Source organism: Rhizorhapis sp. SPR117 (assembly GCF_021742065.1).
Window position 1 is genome coordinate 25,144 of record NZ_JAKKIE010000022.1, and the last position, 21,994, is coordinate 47,137.

General features: G+C 58.1%; 22 protein-coding genes and 2 tRNA genes. 13 read left to right on the forward strand and 11 right to left on the reverse strand.

The window, feature by feature from the left end; all coding sequences use genetic code 11:
- The first annotated feature begins 13 nt into the window (after positions 1-13).
- The 4 genes from lnt to L3X40_RS10210 all read left to right on the forward strand — a co-directional run bounded on the left by lnt (position 14) and on the right by L3X40_RS10210 (position 5,021).
- Entirely contained in the window at positions 14-1,594 is a 1,581-nt protein-coding gene (gene lnt, locus L3X40_RS10195) for an apolipoprotein N-acyltransferase (protein ID WP_237365541.1), read from the forward strand.
- Positions 1,595-1,675: 81 nt separating this feature from the next.
- Complete coding sequence (metK, locus tag L3X40_RS10200; protein WP_237365542.1) at positions 1,676-2,881, forward strand: methionine adenosyltransferase; 1,206 nt, start codon at positions 1,676-1,678, stop codon at positions 2,879-2,881.
- Between the two features lie 149 nt (positions 2,882-3,030).
- Positions 3,031-3,735, forward strand: a complete 705-nt coding sequence (gene trmB, locus L3X40_RS10205) for a tRNA (guanine(46)-N(7))-methyltransferase TrmB (RefSeq protein ID WP_237365543.1) — start codon at positions 3,031-3,033, stop codon at positions 3,733-3,735.
- Entirely contained in the window at positions 3,732-5,021 is a 1,290-nt protein-coding gene (locus tag L3X40_RS10210; RefSeq protein ID WP_237365544.1) for a chloride channel protein, read from the forward strand. Before trmB ends, L3X40_RS10210 begins: the two co-directional genes overlap by 4 nt.
- 76 nt (positions 5,022-5,097) lie before the next feature.
- Here L3X40_RS10210 and L3X40_RS10215 read toward each other — a convergent pair whose 3' ends face one another.
- From L3X40_RS10215 to L3X40_RS10225, 3 genes are all read right to left on the reverse strand, one after another.
- Positions 5,098-5,649 (reverse strand): hypothetical protein, encoded by a 552-nt coding sequence (locus L3X40_RS10215; protein ID WP_237365545.1) that lies wholly within the window; start codon positions 5,647-5,649, stop codon positions 5,098-5,100.
- 182 nt (positions 5,650-5,831) lie between these two features.
- On the reverse strand, positions 5,832-6,044 hold the full coding sequence (locus L3X40_RS10220; protein WP_237365546.1) for a hypothetical protein: 213 nt from the start codon (positions 6,042-6,044) through the stop codon (positions 5,832-5,834).
- A 364-nt stretch (positions 6,045-6,408) separates the two neighbouring features.
- Positions 6,409-6,777 carry a PilZ domain-containing protein gene (locus L3X40_RS10225; RefSeq protein ID WP_237365547.1) on the reverse strand — a complete coding sequence of 123 codons (369 nt, stop codon included), beginning with the start codon at positions 6,775-6,777 and terminating at the stop codon, positions 6,409-6,411.
- 186 nt (positions 6,778-6,963) lie between these two features.
- On the opposite strand from L3X40_RS10225, the gene hslV reads away from it, so the two are divergent.
- The 8 genes from hslV to L3X40_RS10265 all read left to right on the forward strand — a co-directional run bounded on the left by hslV (position 6,964) and on the right by L3X40_RS10265 (position 15,172).
- A complete protein-coding gene (hslV, locus tag L3X40_RS10230) occupies positions 6,964-7,530 on the forward strand; it encodes an ATP-dependent protease subunit HslV (protein ID WP_237365548.1) in 567 nt (188 codons plus the stop codon).
- A 91-nt stretch (positions 7,531-7,621) separates the two neighbouring features.
- Complete coding sequence (gene hslU / locus L3X40_RS10235; RefSeq protein WP_237365549.1) at positions 7,622-8,923, forward strand: ATP-dependent protease ATPase subunit HslU; 1,302 nt, start codon at positions 7,622-7,624, stop codon at positions 8,921-8,923.
- Between the two features lie 116 nt (positions 8,924-9,039).
- On the forward strand, positions 9,040-10,221 hold the full coding sequence (locus L3X40_RS10240) for a glycosyltransferase family 4 protein (protein WP_237365550.1): 1,182 nt from the start codon (positions 9,040-9,042) through the stop codon (positions 10,219-10,221).
- Positions 10,222-10,226: 5 nt separating this feature from the next.
- Entirely contained in the window at positions 10,227-11,558 is a 1,332-nt protein-coding gene (locus tag L3X40_RS10245; protein ID WP_237365551.1) for a replication-associated recombination protein A, read from the forward strand.
- Positions 11,545-12,411, forward strand: a complete 867-nt coding sequence (locus L3X40_RS10250) for a hypothetical protein (RefSeq protein ID WP_237365552.1) — start codon at positions 11,545-11,547, stop codon at positions 12,409-12,411. Before L3X40_RS10245 ends, L3X40_RS10250 begins: the two co-directional genes overlap by 14 nt.
- Positions 12,412-12,441: 30 nt before the next feature.
- Positions 12,442-12,517: transfer RNA gene (locus L3X40_RS10255), tRNA-Thr, on the forward strand.
- 478 nt (positions 12,518-12,995) lie between these two features.
- On the forward strand, positions 12,996-14,342 hold the full coding sequence (locus tag L3X40_RS10260; RefSeq protein WP_237365553.1) for an erythromycin esterase family protein: 1,347 nt from the start codon (positions 12,996-12,998) through the stop codon (positions 14,340-14,342).
- Positions 14,343-14,473: 131 nt separating this feature from the next.
- Positions 14,474-15,172, forward strand: a complete 699-nt coding sequence (locus L3X40_RS10265) for a phosphoribosyltransferase (protein ID WP_237365554.1) — start codon at positions 14,474-14,476, stop codon at positions 15,170-15,172.
- A gap of 83 nt (positions 15,173-15,255) precedes the next feature.
- Here L3X40_RS10265 and L3X40_RS10270 read toward each other — a convergent pair whose 3' ends face one another.
- Complete coding sequence (locus L3X40_RS10270) at positions 15,256-15,651, reverse strand: cupin domain-containing protein (RefSeq protein WP_237365555.1); 396 nt, start codon at positions 15,649-15,651, stop codon at positions 15,256-15,258.
- Between the two features lie 155 nt (positions 15,652-15,806).
- A tRNA-Gln gene (locus L3X40_RS10275) sits at positions 15,807-15,881 on the reverse strand.
- Positions 15,882-16,124: 243 nt separating this feature from the next.
- On the opposite strand from L3X40_RS10275, the gene L3X40_RS10280 reads away from it, so the two are divergent.
- Positions 16,125-16,619: a MarR family winged helix-turn-helix transcriptional regulator gene (locus L3X40_RS10280; RefSeq protein ID WP_237365556.1), complete on the forward strand. Its 495-nt coding sequence runs from the start codon at positions 16,125-16,127 to the stop codon at positions 16,617-16,619.
- Positions 16,620-16,641: 22 nt separating this feature from the next.
- On the opposite strand, the gene L3X40_RS10285 is transcribed toward L3X40_RS10280, so the two are convergent.
- The 6 genes from L3X40_RS10285 to L3X40_RS10310 all read right to left on the reverse strand — a co-directional run bounded on the left by L3X40_RS10285 (position 16,642) and on the right by L3X40_RS10310 (position 21,977).
- Positions 16,642-17,457 carry a pyrroline-5-carboxylate reductase family protein gene (locus L3X40_RS10285; RefSeq protein ID WP_237365557.1) on the reverse strand — a complete coding sequence of 272 codons (816 nt, stop codon included), beginning with the start codon at positions 17,455-17,457 and terminating at the stop codon, positions 16,642-16,644.
- An 8-nt stretch (positions 17,458-17,465) separates the two neighbouring features.
- Positions 17,466-17,972, reverse strand: coding sequence for a YbjN domain-containing protein (locus tag L3X40_RS10290; protein ID WP_237365558.1), 507 nt, complete (start codon positions 17,970-17,972; stop codon positions 17,466-17,468).
- A gap of 151 nt (positions 17,973-18,123) precedes the next feature.
- Entirely contained in the window at positions 18,124-18,414 is a 291-nt protein-coding gene (locus L3X40_RS10295) for an accessory factor UbiK family protein (protein WP_237365559.1), read from the reverse strand.
- A gap of 35 nt (positions 18,415-18,449) precedes the next feature.
- Positions 18,450-18,998, reverse strand: a complete 549-nt coding sequence (locus L3X40_RS10300) for a TspO/MBR family protein (protein WP_237365560.1) — start codon at positions 18,996-18,998, stop codon at positions 18,450-18,452.
- Positions 18,999-19,160: 162 nt separating this feature from the next.
- On the reverse strand, positions 19,161-19,898 hold the full coding sequence (locus L3X40_RS10305) for a TlyA family RNA methyltransferase (RefSeq protein ID WP_237365561.1): 738 nt from the start codon (positions 19,896-19,898) through the stop codon (positions 19,161-19,163).
- 3 nt (positions 19,899-19,901) lie between these two features.
- A complete protein-coding gene (locus L3X40_RS10310; RefSeq protein ID WP_237365562.1) occupies positions 19,902-21,977 on the reverse strand; it encodes a protein-disulfide reductase DsbD family protein in 2,076 nt (691 codons plus the stop codon).
- Between the last annotated feature and the right edge of the window lie 17 nt (positions 21,978-21,994).

Genomic DNA, 21,994 nt, shown 5'->3' on the forward strand with positions numbered 1-21,994 from the left:
GCCACGCGCTTTCATGACGCAGTTGAAACCACAACAAAAGCAGGCAATAGCAGCACTCGTGCTCATGCGTCATTCCAACATCGCCGCCCTTGCTCTGGGCCTTTTCTCCGCAGTCGGATTTGCGCCATTGGGGCTATGGCCGGTCACGATCCTTTGCCTTGCACTGCTGATCGCGTTGGTTGGCAATGCCTCCCGCCTTGGCAGCGCGCTTGCTCGCGGTTGGTGGTTTGGTGCCGGGCAGTTTACCGTTGGGCTGAACTGGATCGCACACGCCTTTACCTTTCAGGACGCAATGCCCCATTGGTTCGGCTATGGCGCGGTGGTTCTGCTCTCATTGTATCTGGCGATTTACCCGGCCATGGCGGCCGGGCTAGCATGGAAATATGGACGGCAGGAAAAACGACAACTCGTCCTTTTGTTTGCCGTCGCCTGGATCGTGACGGAATGGCTGCGCGCCAATATGTTCACCGGCTTTGCCTGGAACCCGCTGGGCGTGGTCTGGATCGCCTCGCTTCCATTGGACAGCGCCCGCTGGATCGGCACATACGGACTTTCCGGCCTAACCATGCTCGTGGCAGGCACCCTGTATCTGAGCATCGCACCGGACTACAGGCGATATGCAGCCGTGAGCGCGCTTACCCTCGCCATTGCCATGAGTGCCGCTCACTTTCTGCGTCCCGCCGCACCACCACCCCGCACGGATGTGCCTATCCGTATCGTGCAACCCAATATAGGGCAGCAGGATAAACATGTTGCGGGGCAGGAGGAGAATAATTTCCGCAAGCTCGCCCAGCTTTCAGGCTTGCCTTCGGTAAAGCCGCGCCTCCTGTTCTGGCCCGAAGCCGCCATCCCCGCCATATTGGACATGGAGCCGGAGTGGCGCGACCGGCTTGCAGGACTATTGGGTCCCCGCCATCTGTTGATGACCGGCGGACTGAAACTATATTATCAGCTTGAGAATAAAGGCGTTTACCAGGCCAATACCCTGACAGCCGCCAATAACAGCCTGTGGGTGCTTACGCCGGATTCGCGCCTTGTCGCTCGCTATGACAAGGCGCATCTGGTACCCTTCGGTGAATATCTTCCCATGCGGTCGATCCTCAAGCCGCTGGGTCTTTCACGCCTTGTGCCGGGGGATGTGGATTTCTGGCCCGGACCTGGGCCGCAGACTTTGCCGCTTCCGGCGGCAGGCGACCGCCCAGCCCTGAAAATGGGTGTGCAAATCTGCTATGAGATCATTTTTTCGGGGCACGTGATGGAGGAAAAGGATCGCCCGGATTTTGTTTTCAATCCATCGAATGATGCCTGGTTTGGAAGCTGGGGACCACCGCAACATCTGGCACAGGCCCGATTGCGCGCCCTGGAGGAAGGCGTACCGATTTTGCGTTCGACCCCCACCGGTATTTCCGCCGTCGTAGCGGCCGATGGGACTCTGCTCGACAGCCTGCCCCATCAGCAGGCGGGCTATATCGATGCTTTTCTACCGGGAAAACTGCCGCCGACACCATTTTCGCAAGTGGGCAATATCGCCGGATTTCTCTTTGCATTGCTTATATTCTGCGTCGCCATTGCCATGCGCCGATGGAGCCGCTAAACGATATAAGGAATTCTTTATATAAGGGATGTTCCCCTTTCCGGTGGAATATCTGAAACCGCGGGAAATTACGGGAGTACCATGCGCAGTTCCTATCTCTTCACATCCGAATCCGTCTCCGAAGGCCACCCGGACAAGGTATCGGACCAGATCAGCGACGCCATTGTCGATCTGTTCCTGTCCAAGGACCCCGAAGCGCGCGTTGCATGTGAAACACTGACCACCACCAACCGGATCGTGTTGGCGGGCGAAGTGCGTTGTTCGGACCGTAACTTCATTACAGGCGATGGTGAACTGACCAACCAGGGCAAGGCCGAAATTGAAAAGGCCGCCCGGGCAACCGTAAAGCGCATCGGTTACGAACAGGAAGGTTTCCACTGGGAAACTGCGGAATTCTCAAACTATCTTCACGGCCAGTCCGCCCATATCGCGCAGGGCGTCGATGCCAGCGGTAACAAGGATGAGGGCGCGGGCGATCAGGGCATCATGTTCGGATACGCCTGTGACGAAACCCCCGGCCTGATGCCGGCAACGCTCTATTATTCGCACAAGATCCTGGAAAAAATGGCATCCGACCGTCACAACAAGGTTGTCGATTTCCTTGAGCCCGATGCCAAGAGCCAGGTGACGCTCGCGTTCGAAAATGGCAAGCCTGTCCGTGCGACGGCTCTTGTCGTTTCGACCCAGCATAGCGCCATCCTCAGCAATGGCGAAGGTCAGGCGATGTTACGGGACTATGCACTGGGCGTCATGACTGACCTTCTCCCCAAAGGCTGGATGCCTGCGAATGACAATATATACATAAACCCCACCGGCCTGTTCGAAATTGGCGGGCCGGATGGTGACGCAGGCCTGACCGGTCGCAAGATCATCGTCGACACCTATGGCGGCGCTGCGCCCCATGGTGGCGGCGCATTTTCCGGCAAGGACCCGACCAAAGTCGATCGTTCCGCCGCCTATGTCAGCCGGTATCTGGCAAAGAATGTGGTCGCGGCGGGCCTTGCCCAGCGCTGCACCATACAGCTATCCTACGCCATCGGCATTGCCGAACCATTGTCCCTTTATATCAACACCCACGGAACCGGCACGGTCGATGAGGCAAGGATAGAGGCAGTCCTGCCGGAACTCGTCCGCCTGACCCCGCGCGGTATCCGCACGCATCTGTCACTCAACAAGCCGATCTATCAACCAACCGCCGCTTATGGTCATTTCGGGCGGGTGGCGAATGGCGATTTTTTCACCTGGGAAAAGACCGATCTGGTCGATGCACTGAAGCAAGCCTTTTGATCAACGCATAGCTGGCCAACTGGCCGGGTCATGTCACCTGCGTTTCATGCTACGGGGAACAGCTTCTCTCTGCATATTGACGATATGCAAAGGCTCAAAAACTGGAATTCCCCCTAGCCCTCGCCTCCCCCTTTGGGTAGCAGGCAGGCATGTCCGATCCCGTTACTTTAAATCGCCTCTATGGCCGCCGTCAGGGTCACAAGCTCCGCGCCGGTCAGGCGCAACTGCTTGAAGAGTTGCTGCCACAGATCGAGGTGCCCGAAGACGGTCCGATTACATCGCATGCGTTGTTTGGCGATGATCGCCCGCTGCATTTCGAAATCGGCTTTGGATCAGGCGAACATCTCGCCTATCGCGCCGACCTTCTGCCCGATCATGGCTTTATCGGCTGCGAGCCATTTCTGAACGGAGTCGTGGGCGCGTTGCAGCATATTCGTGACGACCATCTGCCCAATATTCGCCTGCACATGGGCAATGCGCTGGACGTTCTCAGCCGCGTTCCCGATGGGACGTTGAGCTTCGTCTATCTGCTTCATCCCGACCCTTGGCCAAAGGCGCGCCACGCGAAGCGACGCATGATGAATCACGGCCCCATCGATATGATTGCAGCCAAGCTGAAGCCGGGCGGTGAATTTCGCTTCGGCACCGATCACCCGGTCTATTGTCGTTGGGCAATGATGATCATGAACCAACGCCGCGACTTCGACTGGCTGGTGGAAAGTCCAAAGAATTTTCTCACCCGCCCCGGCGGTTGGCCGGAAACGCGCTACGAGGCAAAGGCGCGGCGCAAAGGTCATGAAGTCTGGTATTTCCGATACCGCCGCAATGAAACCATTGCAGGAACGCGGACATGAAGCGCTGGTCGGCAAGGCGCGTTCGCGCGCTCATCCGGCATACTGGTCCAACCTCGCTCATCTTCCGTCGTCGGTTAGCCCTGATTGGCGGAGCGGTTATTGTCGGTCTCGTCGCTCTCGCCTTCGCATGGGCGGCCGATCTTGCCAGTGAGGCATTTGAGGAACTGGCGGCACATAGTCGCTACGCGCCGCTGCTCATTACCCCCATAGGCTTTGCCCTGATAGTCTGGATCACCCGGCGTTATGCCCCGTTGGCTGCGGGTTCGGGTATTCCGCAAATCATCGCAGCGACCAAGGATCCGGCCAACGCCCATCACAAGCTGGTGCATCTGCGGACGGCGGCGCTCAAATGCGTGTTGACTGTCACAGGGCTGCTTGTCGGGGCATCGGTCGGGCGCGAAGGGCCGACTGTGCAGATCAGCGCCGCGATCCTCGCCGCATCCCATCGCCTGTTGCGAGTTCCGCTGCGCGCCTCGGTCATGATCGCGGGCGGTGCCGCCGGGGTTGCTGCTGCTTTCAACACACCGCTTGCAGGCGTTACCTTCGCGATCGAGGAACTGGCGGCAGCCTATGAACAACGCATGACTCTGCTCGTAATCACTGCGGTCATCATTTCGGGGATGGTGACGCTCGGCCTATCCGGCAATTACGTTTATTTCGGGTTTGTGAACGCGCATCTCACCACCAGTTCGGCCATAAAGATTGCGCTCATTGCCGGTTTCCTGGGTGGACTCAGCGGCGGCCTTTTCGCCCGCCTGTTGCTTGCGGTGACCTATAGCCGCAATCGGCTGACTGATTTTCGGCGTGATCGCCCGATCCTGTTCGCCCTTTATTGTGGAGTGGTTGTTGCCATCATAGGTGTCCTCACCGGCATGACCTGGGGAACCAGCTATGCTGCGGCAAGCAGTATCATCACCGGTCTTGACGCGCCGTTATGGTTCGGTCCGGCCAAGTTCGTTTCCACAATCGTCACCAGTATTTCGGGCCTGCCCGGAGGCATATTTGCGCCCTCGCTGGCGACCGGGGCGGGGTTCGGCAATATATTGCACTGGCTGTTTCCAGATGAGCAGGCAAGCGCGGTGGTATTGCTTGGCATGGTGGCATATTTCACAGGTGTTGTTCGCGCGCCGTTGACCGCCGTCATCATCATCGCGGAAACTTCTGGTAGCCGGGGCTTCATGCTGCCCCTGCTTGGCGCGGCCCTGATTGCGGATGGCAGCGCTCAGCTTGTCTGTAGGGAACGACTATATCATGGTCTTGCCCGTGGTTTCATGGGCGCAAAATAGGCATCGGAAAGACGCTATCAGACCCTGCCCTGTCGCCGCCGATATCCCTCCCCCGGCGGCGTCAGTTCATAAAGCGTCAGTTCGCTTGTTTGGTCGTGTCGACCTTTTCCACCCACTCGGGGTAAAAGCTCGGTTCGCGGTTGGACCAGCCCGCAGCAGTCGCCGCCGCTTCGCTGATCGATTGCAACAGCAAACGCCGCTTTTCAGGATGCAGATGCGGCAGACTTGCTGCTGCACAAAATGCACCCGGCAGCCATGGCCTTGCCCCCGCCCCGATCAGCCGTTCGTACAGAAAGCGGTAGGAACTGAAACTTTCCAGCCTGTCCTGGCCCAGATCGAACGCCGACAGCGTCACCAATGGCGCCATAAACGGTTCAACCTGATCCAGGCCGCTATCATCAGGGACAAGTGACTTGATGAAGTCCAGCCGATCATACATGCGCGATTGCGCTCGGATGCTCGCTGCCTCCACAATGTCGCGTGACCAGATTGTCAAAGCGTCCTGCCGGTGTAGTCCCACATCCAGGGACCGTCTGATGTAACGCTGCGTACCGGCCGGAAAGCTCGCGAATTCGCGTATTTCCGATAGGGTTATTTCCCCGTCCGCAGGTCTTGCACTAATGCCCATGCTCTTGCCTCCGACACTATCATGTCTGACAACCGAACATGCGCCCCATATGGTTACCGAATGCTTAAGGATCTGTTCGGTCGACGTTCATATCCGACCAGATTTTTTTGTGCACCGCAACATAAAAATGGCCCGACGAGATCACTATAGCTGATAACGGCAAGGCATGAAGCTGTTTAAATTCATGGTTTCTCTTCTTTTTCATCCTCTTCGTCTTCCCAATCTTCCTTTCGGTAGCCGGACGAAGGCGCGGGTTGGCCGTCATCGCCCTTGCGCGCGGTGCTGGGCGGATCTGATGCATCCATCGATTCGATCAGACCTTCTTCCAACTCTTCCTCTTGGGTCATAAGCTCACCAGCCTTTTTGGGCCGGTTCTTGCTGTTTTTCTCTTGCATCAATGGGGTCCTTTCCGTGGCTGTGGAATCAACGATCCAGCCTACGTCCCTGTTCCCCTTGAATAGATCCGCTCGTCCATTCAGCATCCGTTTACGCATCACGGAAATGGAAAGTTCACCACATCCACCAACCTGTTGGTGACGTGCTTACGGCTATGATGGTCTCATCATCTCTTCCGGCACATGCTGGCCGGGAAGGCCCTTGGGACGCATTGGGAATGAAGTCCGGTGACATTCGGAACAACCGGAATAGTTCCAGATAGGGTATGGCGCGTCAAGGTTCCCCAGGTCAGGAACCTCGTGCGCGAGAAAGGCCGGGTTACGCTCTCATTCAAAGGGCGTAGCCCGGCCTTTAACCTGCATGCTATTTTTTTCGTTTAAATCCGGGCCGATAAGTCGTGATAACGGGTCGGAAATAACTTGGCACCTCATAGGGTTTCACCGCCCGCTCGGTCGATACTGCCAAAGCATTCTCCGGATCTATCTTTTCATGAAACTGCAGACCGAACGCGCCGTCTCTTACCCACATCACGGTGGCATCGATCGCTCCTATATTGGCAAGCAGGACCGCAACCTCTTCTCCCTTTATCAACACATCATCGCACTTTGCGCCGAGCCCGCCGGATGAAATGTTGCGAATCACGATGCTGGTGGAACCCAGACGCTCAGACATAATCTGGGCCTTGAGCAGGCGGCGGGTCCGCAACTCCCGTGTCTTTTCATGCGCCTTCATTGCTGAATATTCGCCATCCAGGCGGGCATAGGCCTTCTCACCTCACGCGTCCCCATCGCCCTTTATGAGGGCGTTAAACTTTAGACATATAACCTTAAATTCTCCCATACAACACCCCCAGCGCCCGCCAGCGCCCCTGCCCCGAGCCATCTTGCAGTCATGGCCCCTGTATCCCATATGCGGGACATGAACGAAAATGAACGAAACGGCCCGCCCGTCTGGCACGGCACAACCATCCTGTCGGTTCGCAAGAATGGAAAAGTCATTGTCGCTGGCGATGGCCAGGTATCCATGGGCCAGACGGTCATGAAACCCAATGCGAAGAAAGTACGCCGCCTGCACGATGGGTCGGTAATCGGTGGTTTCGCGGGTGCCACGGCCGACGCCTTCACATTGTTTGAGAGGCTGGAGGGCAAGCTGGAACGCCATGGTGGCCAGTTAATGCGCGCGGCGGTGGAATTGGCCAAAGACTGGCGCACGGACAAATATCTGCGCAATCTGGAAGCGATGATGGCCGTGGCGGACAAGGACATTACCTTGATCATCACGGGCAACGGTGATGTGCTGGAGCCTGTCGATGGCATTGCGGCGATCGGTTCAGGCGGCAATTTTGCCTTGGCCGCCGCGCGGGCTCTGATGGAATATGAATCGGATGCCGAAACATTGGCCCGCAAAGCCATGGCGGTCGCCGCGAATATCTGCGTCTATACCAATGACCAGCTGACAATCGAAACGTTGGAAAGCGCAAGCTGATTTCATTTGCCTCTTTATCCTGTCCTGTACCCTCATGACAGGTCGGAGAGCATCAACGTCCATCGTCCCGGACGAACAGATAAGGAAGACCATGAACGACGCCCTGACCCCGAAAGCCATTGTTGCGGCCCTTGATGAACATATCATAGGCCAGCAGGAGGCCAAGCGTGCGGTTGCCGTGGCTTTGCGTAACCGCTGGCGGCGGCAGCATTTGCCCGAAGCGCTACGGGATGAGGTTACGCCGAAAAACATTCTGATGATCGGCCCCACCGGATGCGGCAAGACCGAAATATCGCGCCGCCTGGCCAAGCTTGCCGACGCACCCTTTGTGAAAGTTGAAGCGACCAAATTTACCGAAGTCGGCTATGTTGGACGCGACGTCGAACAGATCGTCCGTGACCTGGTCGAAGAAGCCGTGCGCCTGGAACGCGACCGCCGTCGCGAAGCCGTAAGGGAGGCAGCGTCAGAGGCGGCAATGCAGCGCCTGCTCGATGCACTGACCGGCAAGGAGGCCAGCGAGGCGACCCGTCTGTCCTTTCGCAAGCGCATCGAAGAGAATGCGATGAACGATATTGAGGTGGAGGTCGAGGTGGAAGACAGCCCGACCATGCCGATGGAAATTCCCGGCATGGGTGGTCAGGTCGGCATGATCAACCTGTCTGACATGATGAGCAAGGCGTTCGGCCAATCCCAGAAAAAGCGCCGCAAGATGCGGGTTGCCGATGCCTGGGACAAGCTGGTCGAGGAGGAACAGGACAAGCGTCTGGACCAGGACGATGTCACGCGTACCGCCATCACGGATGCTGAACAGAACGGCATCGTATTTCTGGACGAAATCGACAAGATCGCGGTCAGCGATGTGCGCGGCGGATCAGTCAGCCGCGAAGGCGTGCAGCGCGACCTGTTGCCGCTCATTGAAGGGACGACCGTTTCCACCAAATATGGCCCCCTGAAGACCGACCACATCCTGTTCATTGCATCGGGCGCATTCCACATTGCAAAACCGAGCGATCTTCTGCCTGAATTACAGGGCCGCCTGCCCATCCGGGTCGAACTGAAAGCGCTCACCGAAGAGGACTTCGTTGCAATCCTGAGTGAAACCAAGGCCAGCTTGCCTGAACAATACAAAGCCTTGCTGGCGACAGAAGAGGTCATAGTCGACATCAACGCGGATGCCATTCGTGCCATCGCCAGAATCGCGGCGGAGGTAAATGGTCAGGTGGAAAACATTGGCGCCCGACGGTTGCAAACGGTGATGGAAAAACTGCTTGAAGACATCAGTTTCGACGCAGAAAACCGCAAGGGCGAAACCTTCACTGTCGACGCTGCCTACGTCGATACTCAACTGGCGGAAGTCGCCCGCGACACGGACCTGAGCAAATATGTGCTGTAAAATCGTGTTGCGTTGATTTTGTATTTGCGCTTCTTTTGCCACAATGACCTGACAGATGCGCCCCCTCGCCAACCCCTTTCTTGTCCTTGCCCGGTTTCGCTTCTAATGGGAGCGGGATGGATATTACGGGTCTTCGCATCGCGCTGTTCAGCGGCAACTATAATTATGTGCGCGACGGCGCCAACCAGGCTCTGAATCGGCTGGTCGGCTATTTGTTGCGCCAGGGTGCACAGGTGCGCGTCTATTCGCCAGTCATTGACAAACCGGCATTCCCGGCGACTGGCGATCTGGTCGGCACGCCATCACTCGCCTTTCCCGGACGCAGCGAATATCGCATCCCTTACCGTATGTCAGGCGCGGTCAGGCGTGATATCGAACGCTTTGCGCCCAATCTGATCCACGTGTCCAGTCCCGACCCGCTCGGCCATGCCGCCGTCAGCTTTGCCCGCAGAAATCGCCTGCCTGCGGTGGCGTCGGTCCACACCCGTTTTGAAACCTATCCGCGCTATTATGGCCTCGCCTTTCTGGAACCAGTGATTGAAGCCATGCTCCGCCGCTTCTATCGCCGCTGCGACGCAATCGTCGCGCCATCGGAGAGCATGGCGCAACTGCTACGCGACCAACGGATGAGCTATAATGTCGGCATCTGGTCACGCGGTATCGATCAGGACATCTTCAACCCCGGTCGCCGTGATATGGACTTGCGGCGCGGCCATGGCATTGCGGACGACGAACCGGTCATAGGTTTCATTGGACGGTTGGTCATGGAAAAGGGTCTGGACGTCTTTTCCGACAGCATCGATCGCCTGATCGCAGCTGGCGTTCGCCATCGGGTACTGGTCGTCGGTGACGGACCGGCACGCGAATGGTTTGCCAATCGCTTGCCTTCTGGCGTTTTCCTGGGTTTTCGGACCGGACCGGAGCTTGGGCGGGCGGTGGCATCGATGGACATGCTGTTCAATCCATCGGTCACCGAAACCTTCGGCAATGTCACATTGGAGGCGATGGCCTGCAATCTCCCCGTCGTCGCGGCCAAAGCTACAGGCAGCGAAAGCCTCGTGTGCGACGGCGTCACTGGCCGGTTGATCCGTCCCGGCGCCATCAGCCAGTTTGCCAGCGCGCTCCAGCTTTATTGCGAGGATGGCGAACATCGTGCCGCCGCAGGTGCCGCAGGCCGCCAACGCGCCGACCAACATGGCTGGGATCAGGTCAATCACGTACTGGCAGACACCTATTTGCGTGTCGTCCATCAACGCAGTGCAGGCTCTGGCCCGCCAGCACATAGTCCTGTACCCTAGATGTCATGACTGATCTGTTCGGCAGCGATGAAAGTATAGCGCCCGAACCAGCGGCCAAGCGATCCGAAGATGCGCCGCTGGCTGATCGTTTACGACCAAAGGACCTGTCCGAAGTTGTAGGGCAAGAACATCTGACCGGTCCCGAGGGCGCAATCGGCCGCATGGTTGCGGCGGGCCGGCTCAGTTCAATCATTTTCTGGGGGCCGCCCGGCACCGGCAAGACGACCATCTCCCGCTTACTCGCCAATGCGGTGGGCCTGCGGTTTGAAGCGATTTCGGCAGTGTTCTCCGGTGTCGCGGATCTGAAAAAAGTTTTTGCCGCCGCCCGCGAACACGTCCGCATAGGGCAAAAAACCTTGCTTTTTGTAGACGAAATTCACCGCTTCAACCGCGCCCAGCAGGACGGATTTCTGCCCTATGTCGAGGATGGTACGGTCACGTTGGTCGGCGCGACGACCGAAAATCCCAGCTTTGAACTTAATGCTGCGCTCCTTTCGCGCGCGCAGGTGCTTATTCTGCATCGCCTCGACAGTCACGCCCTGGAACAACTCCTTGACCGTGCCGAAGCGCTGACCGGACGTCCGTTACCCCTGACAGAGCAAGCCCGCGACGCCCTGATCGCCAGCGCGGACGGCGATGGCCGCTTCCTGCTCAATCAGGCCGAAACCCTCTATTCGGTGGACATCGAGGATCCGCTCGACCCCGCCGGTCTTTCCGCCCTGCTCCACCGCCGTGTCGCGGTCTATGACAAGGATCGGGAGGGACATTACAACCTCATCTCTGCTCTCCACAAATCGCTGCGCGGTTCCGACCCACAGGCCGCGCTCTACTATCTCGCCCGTATGCTGGTTGCGGGCGAACAGCCGCTCTATGTCCTGCGCCGCCTCGTCCGCTTCGCCAGCGAGGACATTGGCCTTGCCGACCCACAAGCCCTGATTCAATGCCTTGCCGCCAAGGACAGCTACGATTTCCTGGGTAGTCCGGAGGGTGAGCTCGCCATTGTTCAAGCCTGCCTTTATTGCGCCACCGCGCCCAAATCCAACGCCGCTTACAAGGCACAATCGGCAGCCTGGAAATCCGCGCGCGACACCGGATCGTTGATGCCCCCGCAGAATATCCTCAACGCCCCGACCAAGCTGATGAAAGACATCGGCTATGGCAAGGATTACACCTATGACCATAATGCGGAAGAGGGCTTTTCCGGGGATAATTACTGGCCCGAAGACATGGCGCCTGCCACATTCTATCGCCCCACCGACCGCGGCTTTGAAAAACGGATAGCGGAGCGGATTGCCTGGTGGGACGATCTGCGCAAGAAACGAAATGCCAACGAATAACCGTTTTTCCCACTTCGTCGCGATTGACTGGTCCGGGGCAAAGGGATCCAAGCACAAGGGAATTGCGGTCGCAATATGCACATCGGGCGCCGCCCCGCCGGAAATTGTCGCGCCGCCGGGAAAATATTGGTCCCGGCAAGCCATAGCCGACTGGGTCATTGCACAAGGCCGGACATCCCCAACCCTTTTCGGTTTCGACTTCAGCTTCGCGCCGCCCTGTGTCGAACGGAAAGCCTATCTTCCCGGCGACGCCACGCCGAAGGACGCACGTAGTTTCTGGGATTATGTTGACCGCATTTGCCAGGACGAGGATCTTGGCGCCGCCAGTTTGCTGGAACAGCATCATCGACGCCACTTTTATTTCGGCAAGGCGGATGGCGTGAAAGCCGACTATATGCATCTGCGCCGCTGCGAGGCCCATTATAATGCTGGCGGCGGGGGCAAGCCTTCCACCGTTTATGATGCCATTGGTGCGGCACAGGTCGCCAAGGCGAGCTTTGCCGGAATGCGATTGCTCCACCGCCTTGGGCAGCACCTGCCCGTCTGGCCATTTGATCCAGTACCCGATGCAGGTTCAGCCATTGTTGAAATCTATACCAGCATCGCCGCACGCGCGGCAGGCCGTCCCAAGGGCCGCTCCAAAATCCGTGAAGCGGCAATGCTGGACGCTGCCCTGGCGGCCTTCGGAAGCGCCCGCCACACGCCGCTCGCCAGCTATGACGACCACGCCACCGATGCAATTCTGACAGCCGCCTGGTTACGTCGCCATGCGCCCAATCCGCAATATTGGTCGCCTGAATCCATGACAGCCGAAATTGCGCGAACAGAGGGCTGGACCTTTGGGGTATTATGACTGTAAAGGGCGCAAACAGACCCTGTGCAGGCCGCTTTAGCTCAGCTGGTAGAGCAACTGATTTGTAATCAGTAGGTCATCCGTTCGAGTCGGATAAGCGGCACCATATTTTCAATGACTTAACTGATATTTCGGAGTTCTATTTAAGAGCTAGGTAGCGAATAAGTAGCCGCCAAACAGAATAAAACTCCGTTGTCATCGGCCCGTTGGTCTCAACCGTCCTTACTGGTCATCATATTCTAATTGGCCCACATCGCTAGCGTCATCTTGACGCTGTCAGCTCGATGAATGCAGCTCCTCAATCGCCATCCTCATCAATATCCGGATTGTCTCAGCCCGCGATGGCTTGGGCTCAGGTAGACCGTTTATCCAAGCATCAAGTGGATCAAGCAATTCAGAATGCAATCTAATACCGATAAGATTTCCCTGGCCCGTCGGTGCTGGACCACGTTTTTTCTTTATTTGTTTCTTTGCTATCAGAGTTTCTGGCCGTGAGCGAGGCCGGCGTCAGCTTACCCCTGTAAAAAGCTCCAACGGGTCTTATCTTGAATCAGTGCTGCGCGATAACGAAAAGCGGAGAGGTTATGATGGTGGATCAGGGCCTGCACAATAGGATCAGTGGCGAGGTCCCCGTCGCTTTGATTGACGCGCTGAAACGCCATGCCGAACCCCTCCCCTCGCCCGATCAGACAGAGGCGTTCGGAGCCTTTTTTGATCGCTTCGGCGATGCACGCGTTGTACTTCTTGGCGAAGCCACTCACGGCACCTCGGAATTCTATCGCGCGCGGGCCGCGATTACACGTCGGTTGATCGAGCATCGTGGCTTCACGATCGTGGCGGTCGAGGCCGACTGGCCCGATGCGGCGCAAATTGATGATTATGTCCGGCATCAGGCACCTCGTCCCCGGCGTGGGGACAGCTTTGTCCGCTTTCCCACCTGGATGTGGCGCAATGTCGAGGTGCTGGAGTTCGCGGACTGGCTGCGCGGTCACAACGCCGCACTGCCCGAAAACAGTCGCGCCTCTTTCCACGGCCTGGATGTCTACAGTCTCAGCGAGTCCATGCACGCTGTATTGGCCTATCTCGACACGGTGGACCCCGATGCGGCGACGGAGGCGCGTCATCGTTACGGCTGCCTGACGCCCTGGCAGGACGAACCCGCCCATTATGGCCGCGCGGTTGTTCATGGCGGCCGACCCGATTGCGAAGATCAGGCCGTCAATCAGCTCCGCGCGCTGCTCACGCATCGCCTTGAATATCTGGGGCAAGATGGTGAAGCCTGGTTCGATGCGATCCAGAATGCCCGCATCGTGCGGGCTGCGGAACGGTATTACCGGGCGATGTATCGCAGTTCAACCGAAAGCTGGAACCTGCGCGATCGTCATATGTTCGAGACGCTGCAAGCATTGCTGGCACATCGCGGTGACGGCGCCAAGGCCATTGTCTGGGCGCACAACAGCCATGTTGGCAACGCCGCCGCGACGGCCATGGGCTGGCAGGGCGAATTCAATATCGGCGAACTCTGCCGGACGGCCTATGGCGATGATGCTGTCCTTATCGGCTTCGGCACCAATACAGGAACTGTTGCTGCAGCAAGCGATTGGGGCGCGGACATGCAGGTCAAGACCGTGCGACCCGCAAGGCCTGACAGCTATGAAGAGGCTTTCCGGCGGACCGGCCTAGCGCGCTCGCTTACCCAATGGCGCACGCATGATCGCCGCGAATTGGCACATATACTGCGCACACCATTGCTTGAACGCGCCATCGGCGTTGTCTATCGGCCCGAGACCGAGCGCCTCAGCCATTATTTCGAGGCTGTGCTGGGCGAGCAGTTCGACGCATGGGTCTGGTTCGATCAGACCAGGGCAGTCACGCCGCTGGGCCACGAGCGACCACATGGCGCACCTGAAACCTGGCCGTTTGGATTATGACGATGCGCTCGGCCTCAAGTGATGATCCGATGCATCCGTTTGAGAAACCCGGCATGCCGGACCAGGGGATCGATCAAGCTGCCCGTTGGTTTGTCGCGCATTTCGATCAGGTCATATGAGGAGTTACCGTCATGATCCGCGGTCATCCCGAATTTCAGGACAGACGTGAGGCCGGCCAGCGTCTGGCGGCACGGCTCATGCATTTTGCCCGGGTCCATCCGGTTGTCCTTGCACTGCCACGGGGTGGCGTGCCAGTGGCTTTTGAGGTTGCTCAAGCGCTCGGCGCCGAACTCGATCTGCTGTTTGTACGCAAACTCGGCGCACCGGGCTATGAGGAATTAGGTATAGGCGCAGTGGTCGATGGCGCCGATCCCCAGCTTGTGCTCAATGAAGATATTGTTCGGCAACTCGCCCCCAGCCCCAATTACATCAAGTCCGAAATGCGCCGGCAACTCGCCGAGATCGAGCGGCGACGGCACATCTATCTTGGTGACGCAACGCCAATCGCGGTAACGGGTCGCACGGTGATTGTCGTCGATGACGGCATTGCAACCGGGGGCACCGTCAAAGCGGCGCTCAAGGGCTTGCGCAAAGTGCACCCGGCTCGTCTGGTGCTGGCCGTTCCCGTTGCCCCAGCCGAGGGACTGGCGGCCCTTGCTTCCGAATGCGATGAGATCGTCTCTCTGGCACAACCCTACCCCTTCCATGCTGTAGGGATGCATTATGCCGAGTTTGACCAGACCAGCGACGAAGAGGTTATCCGACTGGTCCGTGACGCCCGCAAGTTCGGTCACTCGATCACACCACCCAACACAGCCACCCGGCCATGAGCTCGACCGCCTTCACTTCAATCCAAGCATGATGGAGGCTGTCGGATCTCAAGTGCCTGTCGTCGCTGGCGCTCCTTGGCTCATCACTCCGTTGTGCGGCCGTCGAAATGCTCATGGCTGGCATTCGCTTCGGCGCATGTTCGGTGAACCGTTCCGTCGATATGTTCTGGCGGACCGTAGATCGTATAGAGCCGAAGCGGCGCGCTGCCCGTACTGATCACATTGTGTCGCGCGCCCTGAGGGACGATGACGCCATCGTCTGCCTTCACCTTGTTGCACACCCCATCGATCCAGATTTCGCCTTCACCGCCCTCAATGCGAAAGAACTGATCACGATCATCGTGGACTTCCTCGCCGATCTCATCGCCCGGATCGATGGACATGAGCACGAGCTGGAGGTTGTGTCCTGTATAGAGCACCCGGCGGAAATCATTGTTCTCCTCCGTCAGCCTTTCGATGTTGTCGACGAACCCTTTCATAATATGGACTCCTTGGACTTTCCGTTGCGGGGCGCTGCCGCGAGGCCACGCTGTTTGACAGGACCAACATACTATCCGGAAGCGCATTTACGGCACTACGTAATGTTACGGGCACGCCGGACGGCGCTGATCTGAAATCTCGCGAAACGAGAGTTTGGCTGGGGCGGCAGGATTCGAACCTGCGTATGGCGGCATCAAAAGCCGCTGCCTTACCGCTTGGCGACGCCCCAACTTTTCCGGCTGGCCAATCCGGCCCATCGAAGAGGCGCCCTTATACTCAAGACGCGCCTGCGGGAAAGGGCTTTTTACCCCTTTTCCATCAATAATGTTCGGGGCAGTAACTGAACCGGCGCAACCGTGCGGTGCCCTTAATCGTGCTGGAGACGCGGCGGAATTCCACAAGGCTGTTGCGTTGCAACATTCTACCGCCCATTAATGTCGTCATCTATTCCGAACGAGGCATGCAAGCCGAAATGACTGTTCAAACCCCCAACGCTTCACCACTGTTTTTACGTGAGGATGAAATCCGGCGGGGCGTCGAACTGTTGTACTTTGGCTATACCAACATGACGAGGGCGATCGATGACGCCCTTGCGACACAGGGGCTTGGGCGTGCGCATCATCGGGCGCTATATTTCATTTCCCGCCAACCGGACCTGACAGTCAGCGAATTGCTTAAACTGCTCGCTATTACGAAACAGTCATTGGGGCGAGTGCTGAATGACTTGATCGAGCGTGGATATATTGAAACCCGGCCGGGAATCCGCGACCGGCGGCAAAAACTTCTGCGCCTGACAGATCAGGGCGCGCAATTGGAAGCTTCGCTGTTTCGTGAACTGCGCAAAAAGATGTCAGCGGCCTATGCGCAGGCGGGACAGGGTTCCGTCACCGGGTTCTGGCGCGTGCTGGAGGGGCTGATCCCGCCGGAAGTTCATGGCATGGTGGCTGCGCTTCAGCGACGCGATTGACAGGCTTGCCAGCACCAGGCCGCTACACTTCCTTCTCCATTTCCTCCCCGCGATCACGAGCTGCGCGCAGTGTTTCGGTAAGAAGGTTCAGCAAATGTTCGTCCTTGTCCAGAACGTTCAAACCCTGTCGTGTCATCCCCCCGGGACTGGCGACTCGGTCGGCAAGCACACCGGGTGCAACATCGGCGCTGATGGCCAAAGTAGACGCGCCGCGAACGGTGGCGAGAGCCAGCCGGGCGGCCTGATCGGCAGGCAGGCCCAATCGCGCGGCCGCGCCGGCAAGCGCATCAATGAAACGAAAAACATAGGCTGGACCACAGCCTGACAGCGCCGTGACAAGGTTGAACTGCCCTTCGTCCGCGATCCATTCGGCAAGCCCAAGCGGCTGCATCAATGCCTGCACCTCATCGCGAACGGCGGCACTGGTGCGCTCATCCGCGTAAAGGGCGCACACGCCCTGCCCCACGCCGACGGGCGTATTGGGCATGACACGAACGATATTGTCGAAATGGGGAAAGTTGGCGCGCAGGGATTGCATGCCAGTACCGGCAAGAATCGAAACGAGACGGAAGTCCGAACCGTCGATCGATGTGATATGTCGTGCAACATCGCCAAGTTGATAAGGCTTCATACCCAGCAGGACCATGGTGCCGTCGGGCAAGCTTTCAGGCCATTGCGCCGTTACGCGCACACCATCAGCGACCGGTGCGGCGCTGGGCCTGTACACCGTTACCCGAGCCGGATCGAGGCCGCATTCAAGCCAGCGCGTGAGCATCGGGCCAGCCATGTTACCGCAACCGGCGAGAAAAAGCGTGTCGGGAAAATGATAGATTGCCATGCGTCTATTCAGGCCTCGCCCCGGGTTTCAATAAGCGATGCCGAAATCGCTTCCTGAGGATTCTTGCCACCCCACAGGACAAACTGAAACACCGGATAAAAACGTTCGCATTCATCCAATGCTGTTTCCACCAGGGTTTGCGCCTGTTCCAGACTTAGCGTCTCACCTGATCCAAGCAGAACGCCGTTGCGGAACAGGATCAGCCCGCTGTTCGACCAGAGTTCGAAATGCCCCAACCAGAGCTGTTCGTTGATGAGACCCAGCGTTTCGTAAATAGCGGGACGCTTTTCATCGGCCACGCGAATGTCGGGCAAAGCGAGAAGTTGCAGCACCTGATCCTGTTCGCGCCAGATAGCGCGCAATTCATATTGCGCCCAGCTGCCCTGGGTGGTGGCGACGATCTCATCTTCCCCTACATGTTCGAATGACCAGCCATGCGCTTCATAATAAGCGGCCAGCATATCAATCGGAGCCGCTTCGTCGCGTTCGCTTTCAAATTCGTCGCTTTGCATCATCAACTTTCTTCCTGCGAGATGCCGACAATAGCAGGGTCAGCAATCAATGCACAGTTCTGCGGCAGGGGAGCAGTCCGCAATGTGAGTAGATATGTGGATAAGCTGTGGATGAATCGAATGTTCGCTCTCAATCCAGCATCTTAAAATCTCATCACGCGGTCTTTTTTGGCGGTGTTTTCCTGGTGGCGGGTTTGCGAGGTGCGGCCTTGCCTTCCAATGCATCGAGACGTGCTTTCAGCACCTCGACCTCCTCGCGAGCCTTCGCAGCCATCTCTTTCACGGCTTCGAATTCATCGCGGCTGACAAAATCCAGCCCACCTATCCATTCCTTCGCGCGCTCACGCGTGGCGGCCTCTGCCTCTCGTCCCATGCCCGCGAGTGTACCGGCAGCTCCATTGATCAGCTTGGCAAGATCGTCGAAAATTCGGTTCTCAGTTTGCATGTCCAGCCTCAATAGCGCTTCAAGGAAAGAAGGTTCTATATCTGGGTACGCATGGCGGGTGCAACAAGTGTCTCGGCGGCAGGATTAAGCAGATCGATTTCATACGTCAGATACGCCGCGAAACCGAGCCAGAGCAGATATGGCAACAACAAGAGAGCTGCCGCCTTTCGGATCATCGCAAACAGAATGATGGTAAGAACGGTCAGACCCGCTATGCCAAGCACCAGATAGAATGCATTGGTCACCTGGTGCGCGGCAAAAAACAAAGGCGACCAGATCAAATTCAAAATCAGCTGAACCACGAACAATATGATAGCCAGCCCACGCATTGGTGCGCCGCGTGCATGCAGGATCATCGCTATTGCAAACCCAAGCAGCAGGTAAAGAATGGGCCAGACGGCACCAAACACCCATCCCGGCGGCATCAATTCAGGTTTGGCCAGCGATGCGAACCAGCGATTTCCATAACCGCTGCCCGCTATTCGGCCCGATGCGATCCCAAGAAACAGGATCAAAGGAACCGTAAACAGCGCCCACCGCAAATAGGACATCCGCAACTGCCCTTTAGAGGCTATCTGATTCATCGGCCGATTTCCCCCTATCGATTCGAATCACTCCGCAGGTTCCGGCGTGGCAAGCGCTGCGTCAAGTTCCCAGCATAGCTTGTGCGGCGAAACCCTGCGCCCCGCAAGCCGCGAATAAGGACGAGGAACAGGCTTCTGTCGCTCTTCGGCACAGCAATTGTATCAACGTCCCTTCGTGGCGGCGATCAGGAACTCCAGATTGCCTTCGGGCCCGGTAATCGGGCTTTGCACGACATCAACAACATCCCAGCCCTTTTCGGTTAACCAGTCGCGGACCTCAGCGCAAACGCGGCTATGAACAACCGGGTCGCGAACCACCCCACCCTTGCCGACTTCATCCCGGCCAGCCTCGAACTGCGGCTTGATGAGTGCAATCAGGCGAGCGGCAGGACTTGCAAAGGACATCGGTCTTTCCAGGACCTTGCACAATGATATGAAACTGGCATCACAAACGATCAGATCAATCGGTTCGATGATATGCTGCGTCGTCAAAATCCGCGCACTGGTTTGTTCATGCACCATGACCCGCGGGTCCTGTCGCAGCTTCCAGGCGAGTTGGTTGGTGCCGCTGTCCACTGCGTAAACGCGCGCAGCGCCCTTGGTCAGGAGAACATCGGTAAAGCCGCCGGTGGAACTGCCCACGTCCATCGCCACCGCGCCAGTCACATCCCAGCCGAAATGATCGATGGCATGGGCAAGCTTTATGCCGCCGCGCGATACCCAAGGGTGGTCGCGCCCACGCACGTCGATCGCCGCTTCCTCAGCCATTTGCTGCCCGGCCTTTTCAATCTTGCGATCACCCGAATAGACGAGACCGGCAAGAATCATCGCCTGGGCGCGCGTGCGGCTTTCCACGAGGCCGCGATCGACCAGCAACTGATCAGCTCTTTTTTTCGCCATGGCTCACTCCTTGGCCAGCGACACGAGCAGCGATGGCGAAAGGACCTGAGGCAGCACTCGCATCTCGCCGTCCGGCGCGTACCAGAGATAGAGCGGGACGCCTGATCGGCCGTGCCTTTCCAGAAAGCGGCTGATCTCTGGATCGGCATTGGTCCAGTCGCCAACCAAGGTTGCGACATTCGCCTTGCCAAATGCTGCCCGTACTTCTTCACGGTCAATGGCTGCGGCCTCATTGACCTTGCATGTAAGACACCAGTCGGCGGTGAAATAGAGGAAGACCGGGCGGCCCTCCGCGCGCAGGGCCGCAAGTCTGGTTTCGCTGAACGGTTCGCCGATAACCAGCTTCTGCTTCGGTTCAATAGCCGATCCGCTCTCCGTCGAAAGCAACATGATACCGCCCACCATGGCGACAACGATGGCAAGGCTGAGGAGAAACGCACCCCTGCGCCCATGCGCCTGCCGTGCACCGATCCACCAGAACAGCAAACCGGCAACGGCCGCCACGCCAAGACCAATGGTCATGCCCGCTATGCCCGACTGACGCCCCAACAGCCAGACCAACGCCAGCGCGGTAGCGAACATGGGCACTGCCAATATGCGCCGCAAAGTTCCCATCCATGGCCCAGGCCTGGGCAGGCGCCTGCGCAGGGCGGGAATGAAGGCGATCAGCAGGAAAGGCAAAGCCAGTCCAAGACCCAAACCGGCAAAAATTGCCAGCGCCAACAGCGCGGGCAATACCAGCGCTGCGCCCAATGCCGCTCCCATGAACGGCCCGGTGCAGGGCGTGGCGACAAAGGCTGCCAGCGCGCCGGTCCAGAAGGAGCCTGCGGCACCGCCTTTTTCTGCAAAGCTGCTACCGGCGTCGATACTACCCAATTCAAACAGTCCGGCAAAATTGAACGCAATAGCGGTAATCAGGACGAGCAGCAGCAGGATGATCCGCGGGTCCTGCAACTGAAAGGCCCAACCCACCGCAGCGCCGCCCGCGCGCAAGGCAAGCAACAGTCCGCCCAGCATCACGCATGTCAGGATCGCGCCTGCCATATAGGCAAGCGCATCCCGCCGAACCACGGCTTCATTGCCACCTGCTTTTGCCAGCTTCATAGCCTTGAGGCTCAGGATCGGGAATACGCATGGCATGATATTGAGCAACAGCCCGCCCAGAAGCGCACTGGCCAATGCCGCCGCAATCGCGCCAGCGCCAACGGCAGACCGCTCAACATCGGCGCTCGTCACCACCTCCTGAGCGACAGGCACGCCCGCCTGCGGAACTGGCCCCGGCACGGCGGTCAGCGTAAAGCCGCGATGTTCGCCAGTCTTGATCAGCCCACGCAATGCTTGGGGCGGCGATCCGCCAGCGTTGGTTTCGACAATCAGCCAATCGCCATTCCGCGTCACCGATTGCGGACTGGCATAAGCAATTGCGTTTTCGGTCAGGGGAAAGAAATAGGGTGCGGCGATCGCAGCCGTCTTTGGGAATGGAATCGCCAACCGGATGCGCTCGCCCGCAAGCGCAAATCGCCCTTCGGCAGCGAGTGGCCGTGGCAAATGCGCGCGAAACTTGTCAAACTCCGCACGTTTGTTTGCATCGACCCCACCGTCCCCAATGCGGAGATCAAGCGCCAGATCGTCGCCCTCTGGTACGCATATTTCCCGCGTGCAGGAAAGCCAGTCGGCACGCACCCTGACAGGCAGCACGTCGCCCGCACGCAGGGTTTGCGGCAGGTCCAGCGTCACCAGCAGCGCATAATCACCCTCATACACATAGTTCATCAGGCCAGAGAGAAGCAGCGTTTCTGGCACGGGATAGCGCAATGCGCCTACCTTCACACCCGGCGGCACATCCCATTTGAGCGTCATCCCCTTGCCCGCATCGCCGGGATTTTCCCAATAACCGTGCCAACCAGGATGCGGCTTCATGACAAAAGCAAGCGTTACCGACTGACCCGGCGCGGGTGCATCGCTTTCAGCGACCAACGTAGCGGGAACGTGCAGCATGCGTGACTGCGCAGAGGCTGAAATGGACGAAAACGTACATAGCGCCGCGATTGTCATCAGGAAGAAATGAAATATCCGCATTCGCTTGTTCATCCTGG